This window comes from Pseudarthrobacter sp. NPDC059871, assembly GCF_042731175.1.
In the GTDB taxonomy this organism is placed as follows: Bacteria; Actinomycetota; Actinomycetes; order Actinomycetales; family Micrococcaceae; genus Arthrobacter.
The window spans coordinates 140,942-161,671 of record NZ_JBHWJV010000012.1; the positions used below are offsets into that span (position 1 = coordinate 140,942).

At 68.0% G+C, this 20,730-nt stretch carries 10 protein-coding genes; 9 read left to right on the top strand and 1 reads right to left on the bottom strand.

Annotated features, from left to right (window positions below; all coding sequences use genetic code 11):
* The first annotated feature begins 58 nt into the window (after positions 1-58).
* The 8 genes from ACFV4R_RS16720 to ACFV4R_RS16755 all read left to right on the top strand — a co-directional run bounded on the left by ACFV4R_RS16720 (position 59) and on the right by ACFV4R_RS16755 (position 16,199).
* Complete coding sequence (locus tag ACFV4R_RS16720; RefSeq protein ID WP_377203404.1) at positions 59-10,654, top strand: amino acid adenylation domain-containing protein; 10,596 nt, start codon at positions 59-61, stop codon at positions 10,652-10,654.
* Between the two features lie 64 nt (positions 10,655-10,718).
* Positions 10,719-10,931 (top strand): MbtH family protein, encoded by a 213-nt coding sequence (locus ACFV4R_RS16725; RefSeq protein ID WP_045730439.1) that lies wholly within the window; start codon positions 10,719-10,721, stop codon positions 10,929-10,931.
* Positions 10,928-11,905, top strand: coding sequence for an ATP-binding cassette domain-containing protein (locus ACFV4R_RS16730; protein ID WP_377203403.1), 978 nt, complete (start codon positions 10,928-10,930; stop codon positions 11,903-11,905). The genes ACFV4R_RS16725 and ACFV4R_RS16730 overlap by 4 nt, the downstream gene beginning before the upstream one ends.
* A complete protein-coding gene (locus tag ACFV4R_RS16735; RefSeq protein ID WP_377203402.1) occupies positions 11,902-12,702 on the top strand; it encodes an ABC transporter permease in 801 nt (266 codons plus the stop codon). Before ACFV4R_RS16730 ends, ACFV4R_RS16735 begins: the two co-directional genes overlap by 4 nt.
* Positions 12,699-13,451 (top strand): 4'-phosphopantetheinyl transferase family protein, encoded by a 753-nt coding sequence (locus tag ACFV4R_RS16740; protein ID WP_377203401.1) that lies wholly within the window; start codon positions 12,699-12,701, stop codon positions 13,449-13,451. Before ACFV4R_RS16735 ends, ACFV4R_RS16740 begins: the two co-directional genes overlap by 4 nt.
* A gap of 245 nt (positions 13,452-13,696) precedes the next feature.
* Entirely contained in the window at positions 13,697-14,410 is a 714-nt protein-coding gene (locus tag ACFV4R_RS16745) for an SDR family oxidoreductase (RefSeq protein WP_377203400.1), read from the top strand.
* Positions 14,411-14,492: 82 nt separating this feature from the next.
* Positions 14,493-15,491, top strand: coding sequence for an NADP-dependent oxidoreductase (locus tag ACFV4R_RS16750; RefSeq protein WP_377203399.1), 999 nt, complete (start codon positions 14,493-14,495; stop codon positions 15,489-15,491).
* A gap of 105 nt (positions 15,492-15,596) precedes the next feature.
* Positions 15,597-16,199 carry a TetR/AcrR family transcriptional regulator gene (locus tag ACFV4R_RS16755; protein WP_377203398.1) on the top strand — a complete coding sequence of 201 codons (603 nt, stop codon included), beginning with the start codon at positions 15,597-15,599 and terminating at the stop codon, positions 16,197-16,199.
* Between the two features lie 48 nt (positions 16,200-16,247).
* On the opposite strand, the gene ACFV4R_RS16760 is transcribed toward ACFV4R_RS16755, so the two are convergent.
* Positions 16,248-17,861 (bottom strand): hypothetical protein, encoded by a 1,614-nt coding sequence (locus ACFV4R_RS16760; protein WP_377203397.1) that lies wholly within the window; start codon positions 17,859-17,861, stop codon positions 16,248-16,250.
* A 340-nt stretch (positions 17,862-18,201) separates the two neighbouring features.
* On the opposite strand from ACFV4R_RS16760, the gene ACFV4R_RS16765 reads away from it, so the two are divergent.
* Entirely contained in the window at positions 18,202-20,646 is a 2,445-nt protein-coding gene (locus tag ACFV4R_RS16765; protein ID WP_377203396.1) for a zinc-dependent metalloprotease, read from the top strand.
* Positions 20,647-20,730: the final 84 nt, after the last annotated feature.

Genomic DNA, 20,730 nt, shown 5'->3' on the forward strand with positions numbered 1-20,730 from the left:
GCAGCGGGGCTTAGCCATGCCCCGATGTGCCAGCCGCCCCGAGATCCCGAGAAGGAACATGTCCCACGACGCACTGAGCTCCCCTGCCCGCCCCGCTTCTCCGCGGCTGGACCTGACCCAGGCCCAACGCGGCATCTGGTATGCCCAGAAGCTGGCACCGGAGAATCCGATGTTCCAGATCGGCCAGTTTGTTGAGATCACCGGCCCCTTGGACCACGAGGTCCTGGCGGCCGCCCTGAATCAGGGGGTTGCAGGCACCGAGGCCCTCACCATGGCTTTCAGCGAAGACGAAGACGGTCCCTTCCAGTTCCCGCTCCCGCGGCCGGCCATCCTTGACGTCACAGACCTGGCCGGCGCTGCAGACCCGGAGGCACAGGCCCGCGCCCTCATGGACGCGGATTTGGCGCTCCCCCGGGATCCTTCGTCGGACAACCTGCTCCACACGGAGCTCATCCGCCTCACCCCCGAACGGCACTTCTTCTACCAGCGCGTGCACCACCTCCTGTTGGACGGCTATTCCGCGGTCCTTGTCCTGCGCCGCGTAGCTGAGCTCTACAACACCCTCCTGGCGGACGACGGCGGCGGGCAGGCCGCCGGCGAAGGTCCGGGTTTTGCGCGGTTCAAGGATCTCCTGGCGGCTGAGGCAGATTATGCCGGGTCCGACGGCGCCGCGGCGGACCGCGCCTTCTGGGATGCGGAGCTTGCCGAGGCGCCTCCTGCCACCGGCCTGGCCGGGCGGCCCAACGGTGCCGCGGGGTCGCTGATCCGGGCTTCGGTGGCCCTCCCGCCCGCCGCGGCCATGGCCCTCGAGGTTGCGCCGGCGAGCGCGCCGGCGCTGGTCCTGACGGCTGCGTCTCTGTACCTGCACCGGATCACCGGTGAACGCACCGTCTCGGTGGCACTGCCCGTCACGGCCCGGCGTGGACATTTGGCCAAATCAACGCCGTCAATGCTGTCCAACATCGTTCCCGTGAAGCTGGCCGTCGATCCCGGCGAAACCGTCGCCGCCACCGCCGCTGCCGTGGGACGCAGCCTCCGTGGCGCCCTGGTCCACCAGCGCTTCCGCTATGAGGACCTGGACACCGGGGGCGGTTACCTCGGCCCGTCGGTCAACATCCTGCCCGTCCTGGATGCGATCGCGTTCGGCAAAGCCCGGGGTGCCATGAACATCCTCTCTACCGGGCCCATCGATGATCTCTCGATCGTGGTCCACGGCCTCGGTGCCGGCGCAGCAGCACCGCCGCCCACAGTCCAGTTCGAGGCCAACGCGGCGATGTACACGCAGGACGTGCTGGCCGGCCACCTGGACCGCTTTGTTCGGCTGCTGGACCACGTGGCCACCCGGCCCGACGCGCTGGTGGCTGACCTGGCGGTCACCACCCCGGCCGAGGAACAGCAACTGCTCGCCGCGGGCCAGGCGCACGGCCAGCACCTGCCGGGCCACACCATCGTGGAGGAATTCCAGCAGAATGCGGCGGCACAGCCTGATCAGACGGCCGTGGTGGCCCCGGAGGGCACTCTCACGTTCGCTGAACTGGAGTCCCGTTCGAACCAGCTGGCCCGGTTCCTGGCCGGGCACGGCGCAGGGCCCGGCAGCACGGTGGCGGTGCGGCTGGACCGTGGCCTGTTGCTGCCGATAGCACTCTTGGCGATCCTCAAGTGCGGCGCCGCCTATCTTCCGCTGGATCCGGACTACCCGGCCGGCCGCGTGGAGGGAATGCTCCACGACGCCGCGCCCCTCAGGCTCCTCACCTCAGCAGCGTTTACGGCGGCAGGGTCCGGGGCGGGGAACCCGCCGGCACCCGGACACGATGAGTTGGCCACGGACGTCCCGGTCACGGTCCTGGACTCCGCCCTGATGGAGGCCTGCCTCGCCGGCAAGAACGCGTCGGCTCCCCCGCCCGTTGCCGCCCAGCAGGACCTGGCCTACGTCATTTTCACGTCCGGCTCCACGGGCCGGCCCAAGGGTGTTGGGGTTGAACACCTGGCCCTGCTGAACCTTTACACCTCCCACCGGGACTCCATCTTCGCCCCGGCGGAGGCGCGGCTGGGCCGCAAGCTGAGGGTGGCGCACACCGCGGGGCTGTCCTTTGACGCGTCCTGGGACCCCATCCTGTGGCTGGTGGCCGGGCATGAACTTCACCTCGTGGACAACCGGACCCGCCGGGATCCCGAGGCCCTCAGCACCTATCTGGCCGAGGCCGGCATCGACTCCATCGAGACCACGCCCTCTTTCGCCAAGGTACTGGTGGCCGGCGGACTGTTCAGCCAGGAACGGCATCCATCCGTGGTGGCGCTGGGCGGCGAGGCAGTGGACACCCAGCTGTGGGAAGACCTGGCGGGGCGCAGCGGGGTTGTGGCCTACAACTTCTATGGACCCACCGAGACTACCGTGGACTCGCTCACCGCGGTCATGGAAGCTGGCACCGCACCCACCCTGGGCGGTTCGGTGGCAAACACCCGCCACTACATCCTGGACTCCGGCCTGAACCCGGTTCCGGACAATGCCGTGGGCGAGCTCTACGTTGCCGGCATCAACCTTGCCCGGGGTTACCTGGACCAGCCCGGGCTCAGCTCCGAACGCTTTGTGGCGGACCCTTTCGCGCTGGACGGCTCGCGGATGTACCGTACCGGAGACATTGTGCGCCGCCAGGACGACGGCACCCTTGAATTCCGGGGCCGGCTCGATGCCCAGGTCAAGATCCGCGGATTCCGCATTGAACTCGCCGAGATCGAACAGGTGCTGCGCGCCCTGCCCGGCGTAGACCAGGCAGCCATCACCGTAGGCACCAACCGGGCCGGCTACGACCAGCTCCTGGCGTACGTCACGCCAGCGCCCACGGCCGACGGCGGGCCACAGCATTTGCTGGACACCGCCGACCTTCGGCGGCAGGCACGGCGCCACCTGCCCGACTACATGGTGCCCGCCACCGTCACCAGCATTCCTGCCCTGCCCCTGACACCCAACGGGAAACTGGACGTCCAGGCCCTGCCCGTACCGGAACAGGACACCTCCGCCACTACGCCGCGCAACGAGCCCGAACGGATAGTGGCCGCTGCGTTCCGTGACGTTCTGGGCCTCGACTCGGTGGGGCTGGAGGACGACTTCTTCGACCTGGGCGGGCACTCACTGCTGGCCACCCGGCTGGTGGCCCTGCTGCGGGACCGCACCGGCACGGCTCCCGCGCTCCGCACCATCTTCGAAAAGACAACCGTGGCTGCCCTCGCCGAAACCCTGGACCTGGGTACGGCTCCGGCCCGGCCGCTGACTGCCGCCACCCGGCCGGCAGTCCTGCCGCTGTCTTTCGCCCAGCGCCGGCTGTGGTTCCTCAACCGGCTGGATCCCGCGGCCGGGACGTACAACATCCCGGTGGTCCTGGACCTGCGCGGGCCCCTGGACGTCACAGCTCTCGCTGCGGCCCTCGGCGAAGTCACCGACCGGCACGAGACGCTCCGCACGGTATTCCCCCTGGTTGACGGCGAACCCGCCCAGAACATCCTGCCGCCGGCAGAGGGGCGGCCATCCCTGGTTGCCGTGGAATGCTCCACCGCCGGGCTGCCGTCCGCGCTTGCCGCGGAGACGGGACGCGGGTTCGACCTGGGCCAGGACCTGCCGTTGCGCGCGGTCCTGTTCCAGCTGGCGCCGGACCACCACGTCCTGGCCGTCACCCTGCACCACATCGCTGCCGACGGCTGGTCCCTGGCACCCCTCGCCCGGGATTTGTCGGCCGCGTACAACCATCTCACCGCGGGCACGGACGTGGATCTGCCGCCGATGCCCGTGCAGTATGCCGATTACACGCTCTGGCAGCGTTCCGAACTGGGCAGTGAGTCGGATCCGGAGAGCGCCATTTCGCGGCAGCTGGAGTTCTGGGCACGCGAACTGCGCGGCGCCCCCGAGGAGCTGCTGCTGCCGTTTGACCGCGCCCGCGGCACCCGCGGTGACGCTGCGCACCCGGACGGGGGTGCGGCGTCGTCCGTTGCCCTGAACATTGGCCGCGAGACGGCGGAGCGGCTCAACGCCCTGGCACGGGAGCACAACGCAAGCCTGTTCATGGTGCTGCAGGCAGCCTTCGCGGCGCTCCTCACCAAGGCCGGCGCCGGTGACGACATCCCGTTGGGCACCCCGGTGGCCGGGCGGACGGACACCCAGCTGGACAGCCTGGTGGGCTTCTTCGTCAACACGCTGGTCCTGCGCACGAACACCTCCGGCAACCCCACCGCCGGTGAACTCGTGGAGAGCGTCCGGTATACCAACCTGCATGCCTACGCCAACCAGGATGCACCCTTTGAGCGGGTGGTGGAGGAGCTCAACCCTTCCCGCTCGCAGCACCGGCACCCCCTGTTCCAGGTCATGCTGACCCTTCAGAACACCGCCAGCACGCAACTGGCCATGGACGGCCTGGAAGCCACTGCTGACCAGGCCCGGGAGGCGGCCGGAGCCAAATTCGACCTGCTCCTGGACCTCGCCGAAAGGTCAGGCGGCCTCACCGGATCCCTCGCCTACGACCCCGCCCTCTTCAACGCGGGCACCGTCCAACTGCTGGCCGACGGCTTCCTGGCCGTTGTGGACCAGTTCGCCGCGGACCCCACCGTCACTTTGGACAGGCTGCGGATCCAGTCGCCTGAACAGCAGGCCCTGGTGCTGGCTCACAGCACCGGCAACACCGCGTACAGCACCGGAGACGGGACTGATCAAACGGTAGTGGATGCCTTCCTGGCCACCGCCGCCAGGACCCCATCTGCGTCCGCCGTGGTGGACGCGGGCGGCACCGCCGCAGGCCTCACTTTCGGCCGGCTGCGGCAACGTGTGGAATCTGTGGCCAAGGGCCTGGTGGCGCTGGGTGTCCGGCCCGGCGACAGGGTGGCCGTGGCCCTTCCCCGCACGGCCGATGTGGCCACGGCCGCGCTGGCGGTCCTTGCTGCGGGAGCGGTGTACATCCCGGTAGACCTCACCTACCCGGCCGAACGGATCGTCATGATCGTCGACGACGGCGGCCCCGCCCTGGTGCTCGCAGCACCTGCGGGCCCGGGCCAGACGGGCCCCGTTCCGGCCGCCCGGACCGTCAGCATGGAGATGCTGATCGCTGCCGGAACCGGCGTCACTGACACAGACCTGGCCGGGCGGCGGCCCGCTCCGGAAGACCTCGCATACGTCCTCTTCACCTCGGGGTCAACAGGCCGGCCGAAGGGTGTCGCCGTATCCCACGGTGCTCTGGCAAACCTCTACTCCCACCACCTCCGGACTCTCTTTACACCGCGGTTCGAAGCAGCCCGGGGCGCAACCGTATCCGTAGCCCACATCGCAGGGCTCGGATTCGATGCAGCCTGGGACCCCATGCTGTGGCTGGTGGCCGGGGCCGAAATTCACATGGTGGCCGATGCCGTGCGCACCGACGCCCAGGCGCTGGCGTCCTACTGCCAGGACCACGCCATCGGAGTCCTGGAAACCACCCCCTCCTACGCGGACCAGCTCCTGCAGTTCGGCCTCGGTGCGGAGCCGGCTTCCCACACCGCAGATACCGGGCAGGCACTGCCGCTGCTGTTGCTGCTGGGCGGCGAAGCCGTGCCTGCCGGGCTGTGGGCAACCCTGTCCGATATGCCCGGCGTGGACGCCTGGAACTTCTACGGGCCCACCGAATTCACCGTGGATTCCACCACCGCGCGGGTCCAGGGGCCCCGGCCCACCATCGGCACGGGAATCGCCCACACCGGCACCCTGGTCCTGGACCAGCACCTGGCCCTGGTACCCCTGGGCGTCCCGGGAGAGCTGTACCTGGCCGGAGCCGGAATGGCCCAGGGCTACCACCGGCGACCCGGCGAAACAGCGGCCCGGTTCGTGGCCAACCCCTACGCCACCGACGGCAGCCGGATGTACCGCACCGGTGACCTGGTGCGGCGAACCGGCGACGGGACCCTCGAGTTCGTTGCCCGCAACGACGAGCAGGTAAAGGTCCGCGGATTCCGGGTGGAACCGGCTGAGATCGAGGCTGCGCTTGGGGCCCACGCACTGGTGGACCGGGCCGTGGTTCTTCCCGACGGCGAACCGGCACACCGGCTGATCGCCTACTACACGGGTACTGCTGCACCGGAGGACATCCGGGCCCACGCTGCGGAACGGCTGCCGGACTACATGGTCCCGGCCATCCTGATGCCCATCCCGGACATTCCGCTGACACCGCACGGCAAGCTGGACCGCAAAGCCCTGCCCGCCCCCGCCGCGTCAACAGCCGGGGTGGGGGCAGCACCGCGCACTCAGGACGAGCACGCCATGGCCGCCGTTTTCGCCGCCGTCCTGGCCGTGGACAACGTCTCCATGGGCGACGACTTCTTCGCCCTGGGCGGGCATTCGCTGCTGGCCATCGACCTGATGGGCAGGATCCGGACGGACTTCGGCCGGGAACTTCCCTTGCGCACCCTGTTCGACGCCCCCACCCCCGCCGGGCTGCTGGCCGCGCTGCGTCCCGGATCGGCGGAGGCCGGGACGGACACTGTCGCCGCCGGAGACCCTGACGGGCCCAGCAAGGCCGCGAACACTGGCACCGCCATCATGCCGCTCGGCGAATGGCTGGACACCGCCGGGACCACCCGGCCGGAGCACCTGGAACTGTCCCACGCGCAGGCACGCATGTGGTTCCTCAACCAGCTTGATCCAGGCGCTGCCGACTACAACATCTCCCTGGCAGTGCGGCTGACCGGCACCCTCGACGAGCAGGCCCTGGCCTCCGCCGTGAAAGCACTGTTCCACCGGCATGAGGTCCTCCGGACGGTATACCCGGAGACCGGCGGCGTCCCCGGCCAGCACATCCTCTCCACCCGCACTGCCGGCCACGCGGCTTGGATGAACCTTGCCGTCAGCACCGCCACGTCCGAGGACAACCTCCGCGACCAACTGCAGGCACAGGCAAGCCGCGGCTTCGATGTCCGCACCGAGGTGCCGCTGAGGGCCGGGCTCATCCGGATCCACGGCGAGGCCGGTGAACCACCGCAGGAGACAGGACCACAATGGGTTCTGCACCTGGTGATCCACCACATCGCCGGCGACGGCGCCTCCCTGGCACCGCTGGCACGGGACCTTTCCGCGGCGTACTCCGCCGCGCTCGCAGCCGCGGACGGGGCACCGGCCGGGCAGGCCCTGTCTCCCCTGCCGCTGCAGTATGCCGACTTCAGCTCCTGGCAGCGGCAGCAACTGGCCGGGCCCGCCTTGGCTGGAAAGGTTGGCCACTGGCGGCACGCCCTCGCCGGGATCCCGCCCGAATTGATGCTGCCCGCTGACCACCAGAGGCCACGCACCGCACGCCAACCGGGCGGCCAGGTGGGCTTCCGCGTTTCCCCTGAAAGTGTCGCGGCCCTCTCAACCCTCGCGTCGTCGTCGAACGCCACCCTGTTCATGGCCCTGCACGCCGGCCTTGCCGGTTACCTGCTCCGGACCGGCGCCGGTGAGGACCTGGTGATCGGTTCGCCCACCGCGGGCCGCGCCGATCCGCTGCTCGCCCCCATGGTGGGCTTCTTCGTGAACACCCTGCCGCTGCGCGTCAACGCCGCCGGCAACCCTGGCCTGCGCACCCTGCTGGACCGGTCCAGGGCCAGCATCCTGGACGCCTTCGACCATGACGATGTGCCCTTTGAGCGGCTGGTGGAGGCCGCGGGACCGGAACGCGAACTGGGCCGCCATCCCCTGTTCCAGACCATGCTCACGGTGGACAGTGACGTGCCGGCGATCCCCCAGCTTCCCGGCGTCACGGTGGTTCCCGAGCCGGAGTCCGGAACAGGCGAGGCCAAGTTCGATCTGTCCTTCACGCTCCGGCCGGATGACGAAGGGGGCCTGGCCGGAACCCTGGACTACAACTCCGCCATGTTCGAACCTGGTACCGCCCGGCGCCTGGCGGCAGGGTTCACCCGGTTGCTGGACCTGGCCGCCTCGGCTCCGGACGTGCCGTTGCCGGAGCTGCCGCTGCTGGACGGGCACGAGGCCCGTGCCCTGGTAGCGGCAACGGCGGGCTCCCTCGCCGGGACTGCCGCCCTCGGGGCCGGGCATGCACCCGGACAAGCACCGGGGCATGCCGACCAGGACATCCCGGCGGCCTTCGCGGCGGCAGTCCGTGCCACGCCGGACGCCGTGGCACTTGTGTCTGACGCCGGTTCGCTCAGTTTCGCGGACCTTGCAGCGTCTTCCGAACGCATCGCCGCCGCACTCACCGCAGCCGGCGCGGGCGGCGGCCTGGTGTCCGTCATGGTGCCCAGGTCCGCCGGCACGGTCGAGGCCCTCCTCGGGGTGTTGCTGGCGGGCAGCGCCTACAACCCCATCGATACCGCGTATCCGGACGAGCGCGTGGCCGCCATCCTCGAAGATGCCGCGCCCGAGGTAGTGCTCACCAGCTCCGCCGTGGCGCCCAGGCTCTCCGGCATCCTGGCGGGGCTGGATGTTGAACCCCGCGTGCTCCTGATCGAAGACCTGGCCCGCACCACCGCACAGCCGCCGGTGCCCCACCGCGCCAGGGACCCGCGTGAGCTTGCGTCGGTGATGTTCACCTCCGGCTCGACAGGCCGGCCCAAGGGCGTGGAGGTCAGCCACGGTGCACTGGCCGCGCTGCTGGCCTCCCACCGGGAGACGCTGCTTGCCGGCATCAGCAGGCGGAAGGTGGCCCACACAACGGGCGTCGGCTTCGATGCATCGTGGGATCCCATCCTCTGGCTGGCCGCCGGACATGAACTGCACCTGCTCTCCGACGACCTCCGCCGGGACCCAACGGCCCTGGCCGGGTACTTTGTCCGCCAAGGCATCAGTGCTTGGGAAACAACTCCGGGCTACCTGCGCCAACTCCTGGCCGAACCGGAGTTCGCCGCCTACCTGGCCAACCACCCGGGCGGCCGGGACGCCTTCAGCCTCGCCCTGGGCGGTGAAGCGTTCGACGCCGGCCTGTGGACGTCCGTGGCGAAGCTACCCGGCGTCCGGGCCTGGAACCTCTACGGTCCCACCGAAGCCACCGTGGATACCATCGTGGCAGCGGTGGCCAACAGTGATGCGCCCGTGTTGGGCCGGCCCACGCCCCGTACCCGGCTCTACGTCCTGGATGACCGGCTGCAGCACGCCCTCCCGGGCGCAGCCGGCGAACTGTACATCGCCGGCGCGCAATTGGCACGGGGCTACCGCGGGCGCCCGGACCTTACCGCTGAACGGTTCGTGCCGGACCCCTTCCATGGCGGGGGCGAACGGATGTACCGCACCGGTGACGTGGTCTACCGCCACCAGGACGGGCGGCTGGTCTTCGCCGGCCGCAACGACGGGCAGCTGAAGATCCGTGGTTTCCGGGTGGAACCCGGTGAGGTGGAGTCGGTCCTGAGGGCTGCCCCGGGCGTCCGGGCCGCAGTGGTCCGGGCAGTGGGTGAAGGCAGCGCAGCGCGGCTGGCGGGTTACGTGGTCGCGTCCGGTGACGCCGCGGAAGACCTGCCCCACGCAGTGCGCCGCCATGCCCAGGCGGCCCTGCCGGACTACATGGTGCCCTCGGTGGTCATGGTGATCCCGGAAGTGCCACTGACGCCGCACGGCAAGGTGGATGCCAACGCGCTCCCCGATGCCTCCACCGCGGCACGCTCCGGCGGCCGTGCGCCGCGGTCCCCGCAGGAGAAGACCGTGGCCGGCATCTTCGCCGAGGTGCTGTCCCTTGACCGGGCGGGCATTGACGAGTCGTTCTTCGAACTCGGGGGCCACTCCTTCCTGGCGCAGCCGCTGGTCGCAAAGGTCAACGCTGCCCTGGGCACGGACCTGCAGGTCCAGTCGCTCTTCCGGGCGCCCACCGTGGAAGGGCTGCTGCTGGAAGCGGCCAACGGCTCACGTGCCAGCATCGCTGACAGCCTGCGGCAGGTGCTGCCCCTCCGGGCGGCCGGGTCCAAGGCGCCGCTGTTTGCCGTGCACCCGGCGTCGGGCATCGGCTGGGGATTTGCCTCCATGCTGGGGCAGCTGGACCCCGAACGCCCCCTGATCGGGCTGCAGATGCCAGGCATGGAACCAGGCCGGACCTCTCCGGTGGCGGCCGCAACCCTGACGGAACTGGCTGATGACTACATTGCCCGGATCCGCAGCGTGCAGCCCGAGGGGCCATACCACCTGCTGGGCTGGTCATTCGGCGGCTATCTGGCCCACCGGCTGGCCACCCGGCTGCAGGAACGTGGCCACGAGGTGGCGTTCCTGTCCATCCTCGACGCCTTCCCGGACAACCAGGAAAACAACACTGCGCCCGGCGAAGGCCAGGCGCTGTGGGCCAGCTACTTGGAAGCGCAGGGCTACGACCTCACCGGGGAAGACCTGGCAGACATCGACGTGCACCGGGCCCAGGAGATCCTGCGCGCCAACCACAACCCGGTGGGAACGGTCCCCACGGATTCGGTGGAGGCCATGGCCCGGAACTTCCCGGTGCTGGCACGCCTGATCCGGGACGAACGGCCCCAACTGTTCACCGGTGACCTGCTGTTCTTCCGCGCCACGGAGCAGGTCCCGCCGGGCACTCCCGGCAGCGATGCGTGGTCGCCGTTCGTCACCGGGGCCATCGCCGATGTTCCCGTCGGCGAGAGGCATTCCCAGCTCCTCAGTGACCGGGCTCTCAGGACAATCATGCCTTCCCTGGCCATCCACCTGGGCGGCGGAACCGAATAACAGATGATGCTCCTGTGACGCCTGGGGCCCCCGCACACCACCAAAAACGCCAGGAAAGGTCATAATGACGAACCCGTTCGATGACAAGTCCGCCACCTTCTCCGTACTGGTCAACGAGTACCAGCAGCACTCCCTCTGGCCCGTCTTTGCCGCCGTCCCGGAGGGGTGGGTGACCATGTTCGGCCCCGACAACCGGGAAGCGTGCCTTGACTACGTGTCGCGGACGTGGACGGACATGGCTCCGCGCAAGGTTTCCGAGCTCGCCGCTTCGCAGTGATCCGCGTAGAGAACGTCAGCAAGAGCTTCGGCAGCTTCAAAGCCCTCGACGGGTTGACCCTGAAGGCGGGCGAAGGAACCGTCCTGGGGCTCCTGGGACCGAACGGCTCCGGGAAGACCACCACCGTCAAGATCCTCACCACACTCCTGGCTCCGGACAGCGGGGACGCCCGGGTGGCAGGGCACTCCGTGCTCTCGGCCCCGGACCTGGTACGGCGCAACCTGGGCCTGTCCGGGCAGTACGCGGCCGTGGACGAAAAACTCACCGCCTTCGAGAACCTGCACATGGTGGGACGCCTGTACGGCATGAACCGGCGTACTGCCTCCGCCAGGGCGTCGGAGCTGCTGGAGAATTTCAGGCTCACGGATGTGGCAGCCAAACGGTCCGGAACCTTCTCCGGCGGAATGCGGCGCCGCCTGGACCTCGCGGGTGCCATCGTGGCCCGGCCGAAGGTGGTTGTCCTTGATGAACCCACCACAGGGCTGGACCCGCGCGGCCGCCTGGACACATGGGACGTCGTCTCCCGGCTCGTCGCCGACGGCACCACTGTGCTCCTGACTACCCAGTACCTGGAAGAAGCGGACCGGCTGGCTGACAACATCGCCGTCATCAACCACGGCAAGGTCATCGCCGAGGGGACGGCCGCACAACTGAAGCAAAATGCCGGAACTGAACGCATCGGCGTCGTCATGCGCCATGCTGCGGACCTGCCTGCTGCAGCCGCCGTGCTCCACGCCGCCGCCGGTCCGGACGTCCGGCCGGAGCTGGATCCGCAGAACATGGGCGTGTCCATCGCCGCCCCGCAGGGCCACCGCACCCTGGTGCGCATCCTGACCGAACTGGACGCACAGTCCCTTGCGGTGGAGGAGGCCTCGCTCCGCAGGCCCACCCTGGACGATGTGTTCCTTAAACTGACCGGCCACGCCACTGACCCGTCCGTGACCGATGCCGAAAAGGAGGAAGTGACCGTATGACCGCCATTACCGCAGCCGCGAGGGACAGCTCCGTCATTGCCCGCCGCAACCTCCTCAATGTCCTCCGGACACCCGGTGCCCTGGTGACCGGTCTCGTGCAGCCCATCATGTTCGTGCTGCTGCTCGGCTTCGTGTTCGGCGGCACCCTCGGCGGCGACCAGTACCGAAGCTTCCTGATCGGCGGAATCCTGGCGCAGACGCTCACCTTCAACGCCTCCTTCACGGCCGTGTACCTGGCCAAGGACCTTCAGCTGGGGCTCATCGACAGGTTCCGGTCCCTGCCGATGTCTCGTGGCGCCGTGATCCTGGGCCGCACCACCTCCGACCTCGCCACAAGCGTGCTCTCCGTAGCGGCCACCACGCTGTGCGGGCTGGCCATCGGCTGGCGGATCACCAATGGCCCCGGCCCCGCTCTTGCGGCGTTGGCCCTGCTGCTGCTTTTCGCCTTCGCTGTGTCCTGGATCGGTGCAGTGATCGCGCTGACCGCCCGCAGCGTCGAAGTGGCGCAAAGCCTGGGCCTCGTGTGGCTGTTCCCCGTCACGTTCATATCCGGGGCATTTGTCTCGGTGGATTCCCTGCCAGGTCCGCTGCGGACCATCGCCGAATGGAACCCGGTGACCGCCGTCGCTACTGCGGCGCGTGAACTGTTCGGGAACACGGCCCCCGCCGGCTTCGGCGTTCCGGGCGGCTGGGCGGCGGATAACGCGGTGCTCTACTCAGTGCTCTGCAGTGTCGGGATCATTGCGGTGTTCGCGCCGCTGGCCATTACGCAGTACCGGCGCATCAGCCGGCGATGAGCAGCCGGAACCCTGCTGCCGGCCCGGTTTTCCTCACTGCCTTCTCGGCAGATCTTGAGGCTGCGTGCGCGCCGATTGGCGGTTTGACGGCCTGCCTCTCCCCTGCCGAAGCACACTCCGCCCGGCGCTACGCCCGCCCCGGAGACCGCCTTGACTACCTGGCCTCCCATGCCTTGTTCCGGTTGCTTGCTGCGCAAAGGCTGGGGCACGGGTTCGCTGAGGCGCCGCAGCTGGAAGTCACCCGGCGGTGCGCCGGCTGCGGGAGCACCGGGCACGGCAAGCCGGCAATCGCGGGGGCCAGCCTTAGCCTGTCCCGGAGCAAGGGCGCCGTGATGGTGGCTGCAGGGCCCGAAGGTACCCGGGTCGGCGCGGATATCGAACACATTCCCGACACCCTGCACAGCGGATTCGACCATTACGTCGCGTCCACGGCCGAACGTGAGGCGCTTGCCCCCGGTGACATACCCGCGCGGCTCCGCCTTTGGGTGGCTAAGGAAGCAGTGCTCAAGGCGGCCGGGCTCGGCCTCAGCGTACCTCCGGCCGAAGTCCATTTGGCCTGCAATCCAGCCAACGACGACGACTGCCCCACCCTCCGCGCCGACAGCCCTGCCCACCCGCAGGTGCACGGACTGGGTGCGGTTTTCCTTCCTGCCCCTCCGGGGTACGCCGCGGCCCTGTCCACGGCCGGGCCCATGCCACTCACCAGGCTGTCTTTGAGCGATTTGCTGCCTCCACTGCCGGCAACCTGACGGGAGGGGATCGCATCCCCGCCCGCCCCGGTGACGCTCGATGCGTCTTCCTGCCGACTGGATCGCACCACGCTGATACTTCGGCAGCCGCGTTGCCTTTTCCAAACACCGGGAATATTTGCTGAGCGCACTCAGTTATGAGTGTAGTCACCCGGAGAGATGCCGGGTGATATGCGGGGCCTTCCGGTCCCGCACCGTCCGTGCCATCCGGCGCGCACGGCAAGCAGCCCAGGAAGGTTTCCAACATGTATTCACTCAATGGAGCAGTGGTCCTCGTCACTGGCGCCAACGGCGGCATCGGCACACACTTCGTTCGCAACGCCCTGGCCCGGGGTGCCAGCAAGGTGTACGCCACCGCCCGCACCCCGCGCAGCTGGGATGACGAGCGGATCGTCCCGCTTGCCCTCGATATCACGGACCCTGACTCAATACAGGCTGCCGTGGCGGCCGCGGATGACGTCACCGTGCTGATCAACAACGCTGGAGCGTCGGTCGCCACCCCGGGCATCCTGACGCATTCCGACGCGGAAATCCGTACCAACGTCGAGACGAACTTCCTCGGCCCCCTGTTCCTCGCCCGCGCCTTTGCACCGGTTCTGACAGCTAAGGAGAAGTCCGCGATGATCGACATCCACTCCGCGATGAGCTGGTACGCCGTTGGCGGCATATACAGTGCCACCAAAGCAGCACTGTGGTCGGCCACGAACTCGCTGCGCCTGGAACTGGCACCCGAAGGGGTGCACGTGGTGGGAGTCCATGTCGGCTACGTCGACACGGCGATGGCGGCGCATGCCACCGACCCTAAGATAGACCCGGCCGATCTGGTCACCACGGTATTTGACGCCCTCGAAGCCGGCGAGTACGAAGTTCTCGCCGACCAAACGTCCGTGCAGCTCAAGGCCGGACTCAGCGCTCCCATCGAGGCACTCTACCCTCAACTTGCGCGCAGCAAGTCCTAAAAACAGCCGTATGGCCATGGACCACGATGCAGCCGTGGACCGACATCAGCCCTAAGATCACACCCCAGAAGGAGCAACCCGCATGCGGGCTTTTGGTATCAACAATTACAAGGAACCACTAACCGAAATTGAGGTTGCCGAGCCGCTGGTCGGCGAAGGCGACGTACTGGTGAAAGTTCAGGCAGCCGGCCTCAACCAGCTGGACGAGAAGATCCGCACGGGTGAGTTCAAGCAGATCCTGCCCCACAAGTTTCCACTGGTGCTGGGCAACGATGTTGCCGGCACGGTGCTCGCAGTGGGGGCAGCCGTCAGCGGGTTCAAACCCGGGGATGAAGTGTACGCCCACCCCCGCAAAGACCGTATCGGCACGTTTGCTGAGCGGATAGCCATTCCAGCGGAAGACGTGGCGCTGAAACCGGCTTCGGTCAGCATGGTGGAGGCCGGATCATTGCCGCTCGTGGCGCTTACCGCGTGGCAAGCCCTCGTCGAGCGGGGAAATGTGCGTCCCGGGCAAAAAATCCTCATTCACGCCGGCGCCGGCGGTGTGGGCACCATCGCCATCCAGCTCGCCAAGCACCTGGGTGCGACGGTTGCAACCACCGCGAGCCACCACAACGCCGCCTTCTTGCGGGACCTCGGGGCAGACACCGTCATCGACTACCGTAGCCAGGATTTTGGGCAACTCCTCAGCGGCTACGACCTCGTGCTGGACAGCCTGGGCGGGAAAACCCTGGAAAAGTCGCTGCGTATCCTCAAACCTGGCGGCAAGGCCATCGGAATATCCGGGCCGCCGGATCCCGGCTTTGCGCGCGAAGCCAGGCTGAACCCCGTACTGCGACTGGCTATCGCAGCGCTCAGCAGCAGGGTCCGTTGGCAGGCGAGGAAACTCGGCGTCAGCTATGAATTCCTCTTCATGCGCGCCAGCGGCGAGCAGTTGCTAAAAATCAGCGCACTGCTGGACGACGGCGTGCTGCGCCCCGTCGTCGGGAAGGTCTCCAGCTTCAACGAAACGCCTGCGGCGCTGGAGTCCCTGGCCGCTGGGGGCTTCCGCGGCAAGGCGGTCCTCACAGTCACGAGCTGAGCCAGGCCGGCATCACCGCGCTCATCCCGACGTCTCGCCCAGGAGAACCACACCTGTCTATATACTCAATATTGAGTCCAGTCAGTTTGAGTCCAGAGGAATCCGATGCCTGTTACACCTCAACCGCTGGGACGAAGGCAACGGAACAAGCTTGAGAAGCTGGACCGCATCACGGCCGCAGCCACTGAACTGTTCGCCCAGTACGGGGTGGATGAAGTCACCACCCAGCAGATTGCCGACAAGGCTGACATCGGCACCGGAACCCTGTTCCTTTACGCCAGGAACAAAGGCGAACTCCTCCTCCTCGTCCAGAACGCCCACTACGCCGAAGCGCTTGAGCGGGGCCGGGCAGAGGCTGAAACCGTTCCGGACGTTGTGGGCGCGGTGATGGCGATAGTGCGGCCCATCGTGGAGTGCAACCGCGTCCAGATCGACAACGGGCGCTTCTACCTGCGGGAAATGGTCTTCGGCGACCCCACGGAACCACACCACAACGAGGCACTTACCATCGTCGCGCAGACAGAGGAGGCCCTTGCTGCCGTTCTGGGCCGCCTTGGCCGTAACGCTGCTGGCGACCCCGCAACGACGGCCCGGATTATCTCGGCAATCATGTTCGTCACCATGGCCGCAAGTGTGAACGCCGAATTGGAGACTGAGGCGCTGGTGGCGGACATCAGGTCACAAATCAGCCTGCTCATCCGACACTGATGCGGCCGGCGCGCCCTGGACAGCAACCACTCCGCCAGGGTCAGCAAACTAGCCGCCGGCAGTGGGAGCCAGAAGGATCTGCACGGCCTCGATCCGTTTGCCAAGACCGGTTGTCCCAGCCGTGCCGCCGTCGGCTGTGAATGGCTGCCAGCCCACATCCTGCACGTGGGCGCGGTAGTGGATGCTGTAGTGGTTCGCCAGCTCACCGCTGAGCCGGATTTCGAAGGCTTCCAAACGGAGTCCCTGCCCGGTGGTGCCGATGGGATTGGCTGAAGATACCCACGGCTGCCAACCGACGTCCTGCACATGCCCGCGCCATTGGATGTCGCCGGCATAGGCCGTACTGGAAACGGTGAGGCGCAGGGCCTCCACCCGCAGGGCCTGGCCGGTAGTCCCCGCGACCGTGCCGTCGGCAACGCTGGGCGTCCAGCCGAGGTTTTGGACGTGGGCGGTGTACATGGCGGTAAAGGCCGGAGGGATCCGTGGAACCAGGTCGATGGTTACCGCTTCCACCCGCAAGCCCTGCCCGACGGTGCCGGCCGTCGCACCGTCAACCACGTAGGGCTGCCAGCCGACGTTCTGCACGTGGGCGCGGTACCGGATGCTGTACTGCGAGGCGAGGTCCCCCGTCAGCCGCAACTCCAAAGCCTCCAACCGCAGACCGAGACCGGTGGACCCGATGGGGGACGCCGCCGTCGTCCATGGCTGCCAGCCCAGGTTCTGCATATGCCCGCGCCACAGGATGTCGCCGGGCAGGCGGTCTCCTGCCACTGAGAGGCGCAGCGCCTCCAGCGGCAGTGACCGGCCGGTGGTGCCGGCAGTGCCGCCGTCGGAGACACTGGGCTGCCAGCCGAGGGTGGCAACGTGGGCCTGGTAAGCGCCCGCGCAGGTTATGTCGTAATCGTAGGTGCCGTCCGTCCACTGCGTGAGGTGAACGGTGCCGCCGGAGAAGCTGGGATTCACGCAAAGGTCTGAAGCCTCACTGGCGAAGTCCAGGCGCCCTGCCGGTGACCAGACGGGCACATCGGGAAGCTGCCACGATCCGGTGATCACGTCCCAAGCGCTCGCATAGGAGTAGAAGCCGTGCGGGAACCCTGCATCCGCAAGTGCTGACAGGAGCCCGGAAATGACGTACCGGTTCTCCTGCCGCTCGGCTGCCGAGGAGCTGGGCCACGGCTGCTGCGGGCGGGGCTCGACATCCACCCAGATCCGCTCCGGCCGCCACCCCACCCTGCTGAGGGACGCGAGGGCCGCGCGCCCTTCGGCGTACCCGACGTTGCGCAGCCGGTCCGGCCGGGCAGTTGCCGGGTAGGGCCCTCCGCCGCCATAAGTGTCGTACTGGGCGGCGGTGGGGAACGTGGCCATGGCATACGCCTGGGCGCGGACGCCGCGGTCCAACACCCACTGATACTGCTGCTGAAGGCAGGGGTTTTCGGTGAAAGCGAGCCCGCGCGTCAGCCCCACCACCAGGAACTCAGTGGTTTCCGGCGGCATCGGCAACCCGCCGGGGCATTGCGGCCAGGAGACGTCGTGTCCGTAGTCGACTGCGCCGACCGGCGGGGCGAACAACACCCCGAACGCGAGCGCCAGCAAAACCGCCAGGAGCCGGGGCATGGATGCCCGGGAGCGGCGGCCCGATTGAGGAGCAGCAAGGCCGGCCATGATGGTCCCCCTGTTTCGAAGGATGACCACATTTTCCCACCATGCCGGCTGCGCGGCTAGCTGCCCATCACCATCAGCGGGCTCCGCCGCCCGCACCGCCGTAGCGCATGTTTCCCAACGAAGGTCCTGCCACTGTCCCGCCTCTGTCGGGTTTGCCGGCACCTGCAGGTTGTATTGCGCGCAGAGGAAACATGACTGTGCATGTCGGTCTGTTTCGGCCCGAGTCACCGCATTATGTGGGCATTGCAACCCTTTGTAGCTTGTGAATGAGACGGAGCTTGCCGGGGACCTACACGGTGCTCCCGGCAGGCATCAATCCATATCCAGGGGGGTCCAATCCATGGCGTTGTCCATCACCGGCGCAGAGGCACATCTGCAGAAAACCAGCAACGAACTCGCACGGTACCAGGAGGGATTGTTTCCACTCATCGTGGATGCGGCACGTGGCCGTGTGTGGCTCGGTATCAGAACCTTTGGCAAGCCATTCCTTATCGGTGGAGGCCTGACGTCCGGGCTGGGCTCGAGCGAATGGGGCCTCGACCGTGGCCGCCCATCTTCCGTCCGGACAGCCGTATTCCTCCAACGCAACGGTGACGTCTTCCTGAAGTACGTCAGCAGGGAGTTCGGAGCAGGCTCGCCCCACTACCCCGAAGCGGGCGCCAGCCGCGCGGTGGAGGACTCCTTTGCCGGGTCCCTGGTGTACCGGGCTCCTTCGTTCACGGTGACAGACCTGCCTCAGGTGCTCCTGGACCAGTTTGACAGCCGGTCCCGGCAAAGCCTTGCCGCTGACCAGGACACAAGGTTCATTGACTTCACGGATTTCATCACCTCGGACGTGTGGAATCTGGCCGCATTCCTGGCCGCCGGCCCGGTCCGCCCGGGTGCCCCGGACCCCACAAACGCCGGCTTTCGGCCAGTCCCTGAGCTTTCGGTCGTCTCCACGGGCTCTGCCACTGCCTACCCTGAAAGCACCGAGCTGGAAGCGCTCCTCACCTTCTCGCCGGACAACACCACCGAGGTAAAGATCCCCTCCGTCGCTCCGGACGGCCGCCGCATTTCCCTCACTCAGCACCTGACCCTGCTGGCCCTGCCCCTGGGCTTTGAAGCGAAAAACTACCACCCCCGTTCCGGCGCCTACGCAAAGGGCTTCCGCGACCTCACAGCCACGGGACCGGACCTTCCTGACCGGCTCTTCCAGCCAAGATTCCGCCTCACGCCCGCGGGCCCGCGGGACGGGCAGGGCCTGGTCAACGTGGAGACACCGATCATCTTCTACGTGGACCCCGCCATACCGGAGCCTTACCGGAGCGCCGTCATCGAGGGCGGAAACTGGTGGGGCGAAGCCTTTGAAGCCGCTGGATACAGGGATGCCTACCGTGTTGAGCTCCTTCCGGAGAACACGGATCCGTGGCGCGTGGGGGTCAACACAGTCTGGTGGGTTCACCGTTCGGGCCGTGGCTGGTCCTTGGGTGGCGCCCTCACCGATCCCTATACCGGGGAAATCCTGCGGGGAAACGTCCGTTTGGGGTCGCAGCGGATCACCCAGCTCCAACAGACGTTCGAAGCGCTTTTATCTCCATATGGCTCGCCCACCGAGGAACGGTCCTTGGCCGCCATCGAAGCGGCCATCGTGCAGCGCATCCGGCACCTTGCCGCCCATGAGATCGGCCACGCCCTTGGCTTCATGCACAATTACGCTTCCCATGCGCACCCTGCCCCGTCGGTGATGGACTACCCGCATCCGCGCATTGTCATCGGGCCGGACGGCGCACTCGACCTCGGCCGGGCCTACAGCGCGGGGCTTGGCCCCTGGGACATTTTCCTGGTCCGCCATGCCTACGCTGACCAGGCCACCCAGGCGAAGCTGCGGGCCGAATATTCCGGCCTGGCCTACCTGACTGACGAGGACGGCGCATCCCCGGAGGCAGGCTCACCGCACGCCAGCCCGTGGGTAGTTCCGTTCGCGGAAGAAGCGGCGGACGATCTCGCTGCCCTCGAACACGTATTGCGGGTCCGCCGGACGGCGCTGGCCGGATTCGGGCCGGGATCTGCACCGCCGGCGGCCGACAACGGTGAACTGGCCTCGCGGTTCCCCGCCCTCCACCTGATGCACCGGTTCCAGGCAGCTGCCGTCGTCCGGCATCTCGGCGGCGTGGAGCACGCGTACGGCCAACTGACCGACCGCACAGGCGGTCCGAAACCTGTGGCGTCGGCATCGCAGCACCGTGCGCTCGCGGCGGTCCTGTCGCTCTTGGACCCGGCGGTGCTGTCGGTGCCGGACCGGGTCCTGGCGGTGCTCTCACCACCGTCCATCCGCTACGGCCGAGGGCCCGGCCACCTGCCGCACCGCCTCGGCCCTGCGTTCGACTCAGAGGCGGCAGCCGCTGCGGCTGCGGGTGTTGTCCTGGCCGAACTGTTCGCCGCGGCCCGGCTGAACCGGTTGGTGGCCCAACACCGACGCAACAGGGACGTACCGGAGCTGCACGCCATCGTCGGGGGCGCCCTGGCAGCCCTCGCCGACGTGAAGCACGACGGCGACTTAGCGGTGACAGGGCTGCGTTACCTCCTGCATGGCCTCGCCTCGCCCGACCTCACCGACGGCGCATATGGCACCGTTGAGGAGCTGCTGCAGGACATTGCCGGCGAACAACCTGTTGGCGCCTACCTGCCGACGCCGGTGCATGCCGCGTTTGTCCGGGCCGGGCTGTCCCGGGTGGCGGCCGGAACACTGTCCGGTGCGCAGAGGTATGCCCTTCCGGCCATCCCCCTGGGCATTCCGTTGTAAGTCCAGGGGCGGCCGCAACAGCCCAAGGCGTCCCGCTCACCGTGAGCGGGACGCCTTCGCTGTGCTGTGCGGAGCAGGTGTGCC

What these genes read in the sequence shown, in the direction of transcription:
- ACFV4R_RS16720 (WP_377203404.1), top strand. Translation starts at nt 59, where the DNA reads ATGTCCCACGACGCACTGAGCTCCCCTGCCCGCCCCGCTTCTCCGCGG.
- ACFV4R_RS16725 (WP_045730439.1), top strand. Translation starts at nt 10,719, where the DNA reads ATGACGAACCCGTTCGATGACAAGTCCGCCACCTTCTCCGTACTGGTC.
- ACFV4R_RS16735 (WP_377203402.1), top strand. Translation starts at nt 11,902, where the DNA reads ATGACCGCCATTACCGCAGCCGCGAGGGACAGCTCCGTCATTGCCCGC.
- ACFV4R_RS16740 (WP_377203401.1), top strand. Translation starts at nt 12,699, where the DNA reads ATGAGCAGCCGGAACCCTGCTGCCGGCCCGGTTTTCCTCACTGCCTTC.
- ACFV4R_RS16745 (WP_377203400.1), top strand. Translation starts at nt 13,697, where the DNA reads ATGTATTCACTCAATGGAGCAGTGGTCCTCGTCACTGGCGCCAACGGC.
- ACFV4R_RS16750 (WP_377203399.1), top strand. Translation starts at nt 14,493, where the DNA reads ATGCGGGCTTTTGGTATCAACAATTACAAGGAACCACTAACCGAAATT.
- ACFV4R_RS16755 (WP_377203398.1), top strand. Translation starts at nt 15,597, where the DNA reads ATGCCTGTTACACCTCAACCGCTGGGACGAAGGCAACGGAACAAGCTT.
- ACFV4R_RS16760 (WP_377203397.1), bottom strand. Translation starts at nt 17,861, where the DNA reads ATGGCCGGCCTTGCTGCTCCTCAATCGGGCCGCCGCTCCCGGGCATCC.
- ACFV4R_RS16765 (WP_377203396.1), top strand. Translation starts at nt 18,202, where the DNA reads ATGGCGTTGTCCATCACCGGCGCAGAGGCACATCTGCAGAAAACCAGC.